The organism is Pseudomonas lurida, assembly GCF_013522705.1.
GTDB classification, from domain to species: Bacteria; Pseudomonadota; Gammaproteobacteria; order Pseudomonadales; family Pseudomonadaceae; genus Aquipseudomonas; species Aquipseudomonas quebecensis.
This window is the reverse complement of sequence record NZ_JAAMRE010000035.1, coordinates 61163-69956: the sequence shown is the minus strand read 5'-3', so window position 1 is coordinate 69956 and position 8794 is coordinate 61163. Positions and strand designations below refer to the sequence as shown.

Sequence of the window (8794 nt, the reverse complement as noted above, 5' to 3'; positions counted from 1 at the left end):
GGTGTGCAACATCCCTCAAACCCGCGCTACCGGAACAATAGTCCTGCACGGCTGCGAGTTTTGCTTGCTCTGTGTACTTACCCATGACGCCCCCAAAGGTTGTGTCCAACCTTTGGGGGTCAGTTCAGAGCGTGGGAACGATCAGCGCGCGCCATTCAACCCGGCATCGAGATCATTCCCACGCTCCCGCGTGGGAATGCAGCCCGTGACGCTCCGCGTCACCTGTGCGCAGTAGCCAAAACCTGCGGCGCCTGGCGGGGACTCTCACATGTTTAACGGCGTTCGTCCTGTTGCTCCTGCTTTGGCTCGCGAATCTTGTACCACGCCACATACAACGCCGGCAGGAACAGCAGCGTGAGCAAGGTGGCGATGATGATGCCGCCAATCATCGCGTACGCCATCGGCCCCCAGAACACTTCGCGGGCAATCGGGATCATGCCCAGGCTCGCCGCAGCGGCCGTGAGCAGGATCGGCCGTCGACGGTGCTCGGTGGCTTCCACCACGGCATCCCACGGCGTGTAGCCGTCGCGTTCGTAGGCATCGATCTGCGTCACCAGGATCACCGAGTTACGGATGATGATGCCGATCAACGCCAGGATGCCGAGGATCGCCACAAAGCCCATGGGCGTACCGGTGGGGATCAGCGCCAGCACCACGCCGATCAGCCCCAGCGGCGCGACACTGGCGACCAGGAACATCTTCTGCACGCTGTGCAACTGGATCATCAGGAACGTCGCCATCAAAAACAGCATCAGCGGCACCACGCTGGCGATCGGGCCCTGGGCCTTGCCGCTCTCTTCCACAGTGCCGCCGGTGGCGACCTTGTAGCCTACCGGCAGGCCGGCGCTGAACTTGTCGATCTCGGGCTTGAGCTGCTTGACCAGGTCGGTCGGCTGCATTTCGTCGCGCACCGAGGCCTTGATGGTGATGGTCGGCAAACGGTCGCGACGCCACACCAAAGGCTGCTCCAGTTCATAGCGCACGGTGGCGAAGGCCAGCAGTGGGATCGACGTGCCGTTGGGCGTGACAATTTGCAGGTTCTGCAGGGTTTCCGGCGTGCCGCGCTCGGCGTCTTTGGCGCGGCCGACCACGTTGATCAGGTAGATATCGTCATGCACCTGGGTCACCGAAGCACCGCTGACCACGCTGTTCATCAGCTGCGCGACGTCTTCGGAGGACAGGCCCAACTGCCGTGCCTTGTCCTGGGCGATGTCCACGCGCAGGACTTTGCCCGGCTCGTTCCAGTCGTAAATGATCTCGCCCAGGTGGGTGTTTTGATCCAGCAGGGTCGCCAGTTCGATGGCGTGCTTGCGAACCTGGTCGGTGTCTTTGCCGGAGACGCGATACTGGATAGGCCGCCCTACCGGCGGGCCCATTTCCAGCGGCTGCACATAACTGCCGATACCGACAAAGTCATCGCGCAGACGCTTCTGCAGACGTGCGATCAACGCGCCGCGTTCTTCCAGGCCTTTGCTGACGATCACCAACTGTGCGTAGTAAGGGTTTTCCAGTTGCTGGTCGAGGGGCAGGTAGAAACGAATCGCGCCCTGGCCGATGTAAGTGCTCCAGCGGGCGATGTCCGGGTCGTCCTTGATGATCGCTTCCAGGCGGTCGACGGCCTTGCGCGTCTCGTTGATCGAAGCGTTCTGCGGCAGGTTGAGGTCCACCAGGATTTCCGGGCGATCCGACGAGGGGAAGAACTGGTTCTGCACGAACTGCATGGAGAACACCGATGCCACGAACAGCCCTACCGTGATGCCAATGGCCCACCAGCGGTTGCGCATGGCCCACAGCATGCCGCGATTGAACCCCCGGCCGATGCGCCCAGGCTCGGCGTTATGAGGCTTAACGTTGGCGCTGAGGATATGCACGCCGATCACCGGCGCAAACAATACCGCCACCACCCACGACACCAGCATCGCCACGGCGATCACCGCGAACAGCGTGAAGGTGTACTCACCGGCCGAACTGGCGTTGAGGCCGATCGGCACAAAGCCTGCCACTGTGACCAGCGTACCGGTCAGCATCGGGAACGCAGTCGACGTGTAGGCGTAAGTGGCCGCCTGCTCCTTGGTCTCACCTTTTTCCAGGCGCGTGATCATCATCTCCACGGTAATCATCGCGTCATCTACCAACAGGCCGAGGGCAATAATCAACGCGCCCAGCGAGACGCGCTGCATAGTGATGCCGCTGTATTCCATGAACACGAACACCAGCGCCAGCACCAGCGGAATCGAACACGCGACCACCAGCCCGGCGCGCAGGCCAAGGCTGATAAAGCTCACCACCAGCACGATGATCACCGCCTCGAACAGCGCGCTGGTAAAGCCGCCCACGGCTTCTTCCACCACTTCGGCCTGGTCCGACACCTTGTGCACGCCGACACCCACCGGCAGGTCGGCGGTCAGTTCGTCCATGCGCGTGTGCAGGGCCTTGCCGAACGACTGGATATTGCCGCCCTTCTGCATGGCGATGGCCAAACCGATGGCCGGCTTGCCGTTGAAGCGAAACATCGGCCGCGCCGGGTCGACGTAGCCTCGGCTGATCTCGGCAATGTCCGCGAGGCGATAGAAACGGTCATTGAGGCGCAGATTGACGTTGGCCAGGTCTTTTTCCGAGGCGAACTGCCCCGAAGTTCGCACCGAAATCCGCTCTGGCCCGGCTTCGATCACACCGGCAGGCGTCACGGCGTTCTGCGATTGCAGGCTTTGCACGACCTGGCGCTGGTCGACGCCCAGCGCCGCCAGTTTGCGCGTGGAGAAGTTCAGGTAAATCACTTCATCCTGTTGGCCGATCATCTCCACCTTGCCCAGCCCCGGCACCGAACGGATCTCGGCGCGTACCTGCTCGACGTAGTCACGCAACTGGCGCATCGACAGGCCGTCGCCGGTAAAGGCGTACACCGAGCCGAACACGTCACCGAACTCATCGTTGAACGACGGCCCTTGCAGGCCTTGGGGGAAGGTGCCGCGAATATCGTCGATCTTCTTGCGCACCTGGTACCAGATCTCCGGGATGGCCTTGGCGCTGGTGGTGTCCTTGAGGAATACGAACACGGTGGACTCGCCCGGTCGGGTATAGCTCTTCACATAGTCGAGGGAGTCGAGTTCTTCGAGTTTTTTCTCAATGCGGTCGGTGACCTGCTTGAGGGTTTCTTCCTGGGTCGCGCCCGGCCAGCGGGTCTGGATCACCATAGTCTTGATGGTGAACGACGGGTCTTCTTCGCGGCCCAGGTTCATGTAGGAGAACACGCCCATCAGCAGCGCGACGAACATCAGGTACCAGACGAAGGACTGATGCTTGAGGGCCCAGTCGGATAAGTTGAAGCTGCCTTTCATCGCGGGCTGTCCTCGTCGATTTTGACTTTCTGCCCGGGCTTCAGGCTGTTCACGCCGGCGGTGACGATGCGCTCGCCGGCTTTGACGCCGCCGTTAACCAGGGCGCTGCCGCCCTCCCGGCTGATCACCGTGACATCTCGCGGTTGTACGGTCTGGGTCTGGGTGTCGAGCAGCCAGATGCGGGTCTTGCCGTCAACGTCCTGCAAGGCGCTCACCGGCAGCTCGATGCGCGGGGTGATGGCGGTGCTCAGGGTGACGCTGATGGCCGTGCCGAGGCGGAACGCGGGCGGCGTCTCGGCCAGAGTCAGACGTGCGCGACGGGTGCGCGTGGCGCTCTGGGCCTGGGGCTCGATTTCGCGCACGGTGGCGGTGGTGTGAACGCTGGGGTCCAGTTGCCCGGCGACCAGGAACACCCCATCCGGGGGCAGGCGCTCGGCCAGGCTGGCGGGAAGATCGATCACCGCTTCCTTGATGTCCGGGCGTGCCAGGGTCACCACTTGCTGGCCGGCGCTGACCACCTGGCCGGCCTCGGCGTTCCAGGCGGTGACGATGCCGGCATGGTCGGTGCGCAGTTCGGCGTAGTTGAGCTGGTCCTTGGCCTGGTTGACCGAGGCCTTGGCCTGATCGAGGCTGGCCTGGGTGGTTTTCAGGTCGGTCAGCGCCACGTCCAGCTGGGCCTGGGCGCCGACGCCACGGTTGAACAGCTCCTGCTGGCGGCGGGCATTGGCCTGGGCATTGATGAACTGCGCCTGCACCCGCGCCAGGTCGCCCTGGGCTGCGCGCAACTGGTTCTGCTGGTCGGTGGGATCGAGCACGGCCAACAAGGCGCCCTTCTCCACTTCGGCGCCGACGTCCACGAGGCGACGGGCGATACGGCCGGGCACGCGAAAGCCCAGGTTACTTTCGTAACGGGCCTGGATGGTGCCGGCGAAGCGGCCGAGGTTTTCCTGGTCTTCAGCCTTCACTTGCATCGACAGCACCGGGCGCACCGGGTCGGGCGCGGGTTCTTCCTTGGAGCACGCCGCCAGTGCCAGGCCGGCGGCGAGCATGACGATCAGGCGCTTCATGGCTGGGCTCCTGGCTGGGCTCCTGGCTGGGCAATCTCGACCTGCATACCGGGGTGCAGCAACTGGCCGCCGGCCACCACGACTTTTTCGCCGCCCTTGAGGCCATCGCCGATGATGACTTTGCCAGTGAGGTAGCGGGCCACGGAGACTTTATGCAACTGCGCCTTGCCCTCGCCGTCCACCAGCCACACGGCGGGTTCGCTGAGATCTTTGGTGAGGGCCGACCACGGCAGTTCGACGCTGGCCCTGGCCGGGCCATTGGCGGTGGCGCTGACCACCGAGCCCAGCTCCATGCCTTTGGGCAGTGACTGCAGGGCAATCTTTACTTGCACGGTGCCGGTGTTGGCGGCCACCGCTGGGGTAATTTCGCGCACATTGCCTTGCACCTGAATGCTCGGGTTGTCCAGCAGGCTGACGGTGATCGGCGCGTCGGACGGTGGCTCTACCAGCAGCGATTCATACACGTTGAACACCGCATCGCGCTCGCCGTCGCGGGCCAGGCTGAAAATCGGCACAGTGGCCTGCACCACTTGGCCCACCTCGGCCTGGCGCGCCGTGATCACGCCCGGCGCATCGGCGACCAGTGCGGTGTAGCCCAGTTGCTCACGGGCATTGGCCAGTTGTGCCTGGGCCGCGGCCAGGGCGCTTTGGCTGCTGCGCAAGGCGGCCTGGGCCGAGTCGTATTCGCTGCGGCTGGTGTAGCCTTTGGGCAGGAGCTTTTCCTGGCGCACAAACGCCGCCGCTGTCTGCTTGACCCGCGCCTGTTCGGCCACGACCTGGGCCTGGGCCGAATCGACGTTGGTCTGCAGGTCTTTGGGATCGAGCCTGGCCAGCACTTGCCTGGCGCTTACGCGATCGCCCACATCCACCAGGCGCTGGATGATCTTGCCGCCCACGCGAAAGGACAGATCGGTTTGCACCCGCGCCTGGATATCCCCGGTCAGGGTGACTGCCGCGGCGAAATCCGCCGACTGCACGGTCTGCACAAACACCCGGGAATGAGCCTTGGGCTCGGTGTTTTCCTGACCGCAACCGCTCAAGAGCGCCAGCAGGCCAAGTCCGAATATAAAAGTGGAAATACGACCGCCCATGCAGTCTCCTTTTGCGTGATGCCGACGTGCCAGTGTGTATGCGACTGTCAGCTTAGATCAGGGTTCCTTATCTGCATGGGGAAGAGAGTATTGAGGTGATTTCACCGGCCTCATCGGGGCAAGCCCCCTCCCACACTTTTGAGTTGTGAATACATTCAAATGCGGGAGGGGGCTTGCCCCCGATAGCGATACAACAGTCAGCGCAGAACTAGCCCTGCCATTTGCCGCCTTCGACAATCACACTCTCAGGCTGGGTGTCATCACTGAGTTCTTTACGCACGTATTGGTCGTACAGTTTGAGCAGAAATTTCTCCTCGCCCAACTTCGCCAGTTCGGTATTTACCCAATCGCGCAGTTCGGTGTTGCCCTTCTTGACCGCCGGGGCGATGGGGGCTTCGTCGCCGAGTTTCTGTTCCAGCACGCGGTAGCCGGGGTTTTGCTTGGCCCAGCTGAACAGCACCAGGTTGTCCTGGGCATAGGCATCGCCGCGACCGGCTGACAGCGCCTGCAGGGATTCGGAGTTTTTCTCGAACTTGAGCAGTTTCCAGTCCGGATGGTTTTTGGTCAGCCAGATATCGGCGGTGGTGCCGGTGGTGACGATGATGGTGCGGGTCGCCAGGTCATCCAGGCGCTTGACCGGGCTGTCGTTGGGCACCAGGGCCTGCACCGCGACTTTCAGGTTGGGATGGGTGAAGTCCACCGCTTCCTTGCGCTCCGGGGTCACGGTCATGTTGGCCAGGATCAGGTCGACCTTGTCGCTTTGCAGGAATGGAATGCGGCTGGCCGGCTCCACGGCGACGAATTCGACTTTGTTCTCGTCGCCCAGCAGATCCTTGGCGAATCGGCGGCCGATATCGGTATCGAAGCCGACATAGCGCCCGGCCTCGTCCACAAAGCCGAACGGTGGTTTGTCGGTGAAGACGCCGACAATCAACTTGTCGCGCGCTTTGATCTTGTCGATGTAACTCACGGCAGCCGTGGGTTTGGCAGGCTCTTCGGCCTTTTTATCGCAACCGGCCAGCAGCGCGACGGCTAACAGGGGCAGTAGTAGTTTTTTCATAGCGGTTCCAGTTCCTTGATTTTCTTGGGCAGTGTTGAAACAAAGGAGAACTTCTCCAGGAACTGCTGCGCGCGTGCGGTTTGCGGGTTCGTAAAGAATGCCTCGGGGGTGTTGTGTTCGAGAATGCGGCCGGCCTCCATGAACACCACGCGGTCGGCGACGGCGCGAGCGAAGGCCATTTCATGGGTCACGATCAGTAATGTCATGCCATCGCGGGCCAGGCCCTGGATCACCTCCAGCACTTCCTTGACCATCTCCGGATCGAGGGCTGCAGTGACTTCGTCGAACAGCATGACTTGTGGGTTCATGCACAGCGAACGGACGATGGCGATGCGTTGCTGCTGGCCGCCGGAGAGCTGGCGCGGGAACGCGTCGCGCTTGTCCGCCAGGCCGACCCGCGCCAACAGCTGTTCAGCCTGCTCGCGGGCTTGGCGCGGCTCGCGCTTTTGCACTTTCAGCGGCCCGAGCAGGATGTTGTCGAGTACGCTCATATGTGGAAACAGATGGTAGCTCTGGAACACCATGCCTACGTCCTGGCGCACCTGGCGCCAGTCGGTGTGTTTATCCAGCAGCTCCTTGCCGGCAAATCGCAGGCTGCCACCATGGGCCACTTCCAGGCCGTTGAGGCAACGCAGCAAGGTGCTTTTGCCGCAGCCGCTGGGGCCGAGGATCACCACCACTTCGCCGCTGTGCACGCTCAGGTCGATGCCCTTGAGCACCTGCTGCTCGCCGAAGAATTTGTTGAAACCCTGGAACTCGATCAATGCGCTCATGCTTGGGCCCAGCGCCGTTCCAGCACCTTGGAGGCGGCCGACAACGGGTAGCAGATAAAGAAAAAGAACAGGAACAGCGCGCCGTAGATCAACACCGACTCATAAGTGCGCTCGATGATTTGCTGACCGACCTTGATCACGTCCACCACGCCGATCAGCACCGCCAGGGAACTGGTCTTGATGATGCGCGTGTAGACGTTGATCGTGGGTGGCGTCATGCGCTTGAGGGCCTGGGGCAGCAACACGTAGCCGTACAACTGCGGGTCGGACAAGCCAATCGACAGGCCGGCCTCGCGCTGGCCACGGGGCAGCGAATGCAACGCGCCACGTACCACTTCGCCGACCTCGCTGGCGCCCCACAACGACAACACCAGCACCGCGCACCAGAAACTGGGGAGGCTCAGGCCAAAAAAAATCGGTAGGCCAAAGAACAGCAGGTACAACCACACCAGCACCGGGATCGCCCGGAACAACTCCAGGTAAACCCGCAGCACGGCGTTGATCAGCCGGTTGTTCAAGGTGCGCAGCACGCCATACAGCACGCCGCCTACCGTACTGAAGGCGATGCTCATAAACGAAATCGACAAGGTCTGCGCGGCGCCCTTGCCCAGTTGCGGCAGCGACACCCACAACAACTCAAGACCCGAACTGGCCATGCTGGAGCCTCCTTTCCAAGCGGCTGAGCAGCAGCGACAGCGGCAAGAACAACAGCACGCAAATCAGCGTCAGCACGGCGAGCATTTCGTAGGTCTTGTAGTAGAGGGCGATGTAGCTCTTGGTGGTGTAGAGAATCTCCGGCACGGCCACGGCGGAGACCACGGTGGTCTCTTTGAGCAGGAAGATGAAATTAGCGAACAAGGCCGGCAGGCTGAGGATGCCGGCCTGGGGCAGGATCACGTGGCGCAGCAGTTGCCAGTCCGACAGGCCAATGGACTTGCCCGATTCGACCTGCGCCGGCGACACCGCCTCCACACCGGCGCGCAGCACTTCGGTGAGGTAAGCACCGCCCAGAAAGGTCATGGTGATGATCGCCGCCCAGAACCCGGAGACATTCAAGCCCAGGGCGGGCAAGGCGAAGTACACGAAAAACAGCTGGATCAGCAGCGGTGTATTGCGCGCCAGCTCCACATACAACGCCACCAGGCGCGACAGGTACGGCGTGCGAAACACCAGCAGCGCCGCGTTGATCAGCGCTACAAGCAAGGAGGTGGCGATGGCGATCAGGCCGACTTGCAGCGTGACACTCACGGCCTTCAAAAACGCCGGCAGGGTGCTGAGGATAAAAGCGAAATCGAGGGTCATTTGCAGTCCATGACACCGCAGGGTAGAGCGGCGCGTGCTATCCAAGCCAACGTGGGTAACGTCGGGTAGCGCGAACTTTAAAGGTATAAAAAGTAAATTTTAAATACCAAAATAGCATATTGATATCACCCAAAAAGATAACCTCCGAATTCGCGGGGTTGGC

The 8794-nt window shown here is 62.0% G+C and carries 7 protein-coding genes; all 7 read right to left on the bottom strand.

Going from position 1 to position 8794, the window contains the following annotated elements; translation table 11 throughout:
• Nucleotides 1–272 precede the first annotated feature (272 nt).
• Nucleotides 273–3338, bottom strand: coding sequence for an efflux RND transporter permease subunit (locus tag G7025_RS23795; protein WP_181081470.1), 3066 nt, complete (start codon nucleotides 3336–3338; stop codon nucleotides 273–275).
• Nucleotides 3335–4405 (bottom strand): efflux RND transporter periplasmic adaptor subunit, encoded by a 1071-nt coding sequence (locus G7025_RS23790; RefSeq protein WP_181081469.1) that lies wholly within the window; start codon nucleotides 4403–4405, stop codon nucleotides 3335–3337. The genes G7025_RS23795 and G7025_RS23790 overlap by 4 nt, the downstream gene beginning before the upstream one ends.
• A complete protein-coding gene (locus tag G7025_RS23785) occupies nucleotides 4402–5496 on the bottom strand; it encodes an efflux RND transporter periplasmic adaptor subunit (protein WP_181081468.1) in 1095 nt (364 codons plus the stop codon). The genes G7025_RS23790 and G7025_RS23785 overlap by 4 nt, the downstream gene beginning before the upstream one ends.
• A gap of 208 nt (nucleotides 5497–5704) precedes the next feature.
• Entirely contained in the window at nucleotides 5705–6556 is an 852-nt protein-coding gene (locus tag G7025_RS23780) for a transporter substrate-binding domain-containing protein (protein WP_167418138.1), read from the bottom strand.
• Nucleotides 6553–7329, bottom strand: coding sequence for an amino acid ABC transporter ATP-binding protein (locus tag G7025_RS23775; RefSeq protein WP_167418137.1), 777 nt, complete (start codon nucleotides 7327–7329; stop codon nucleotides 6553–6555). The genes G7025_RS23780 and G7025_RS23775 overlap by 4 nt, the downstream gene beginning before the upstream one ends.
• Complete coding sequence (locus G7025_RS23770) at nucleotides 7326–7985, bottom strand: amino acid ABC transporter permease (RefSeq protein ID WP_181081467.1); 660 nt, start codon at nucleotides 7983–7985, stop codon at nucleotides 7326–7328. Before G7025_RS23770 ends, G7025_RS23775 begins: the two co-directional genes overlap by 4 nt.
• Nucleotides 7966–8631: an amino acid ABC transporter permease gene (locus G7025_RS23765; RefSeq protein WP_181081466.1), complete on the bottom strand. Its 666-nt coding sequence runs from the start codon at nucleotides 8629–8631 to the stop codon at nucleotides 7966–7968. The genes G7025_RS23770 and G7025_RS23765 overlap by 20 nt, the downstream gene beginning before the upstream one ends.
• Between the last annotated feature and the right edge of the window lie 163 nt (nucleotides 8632–8794).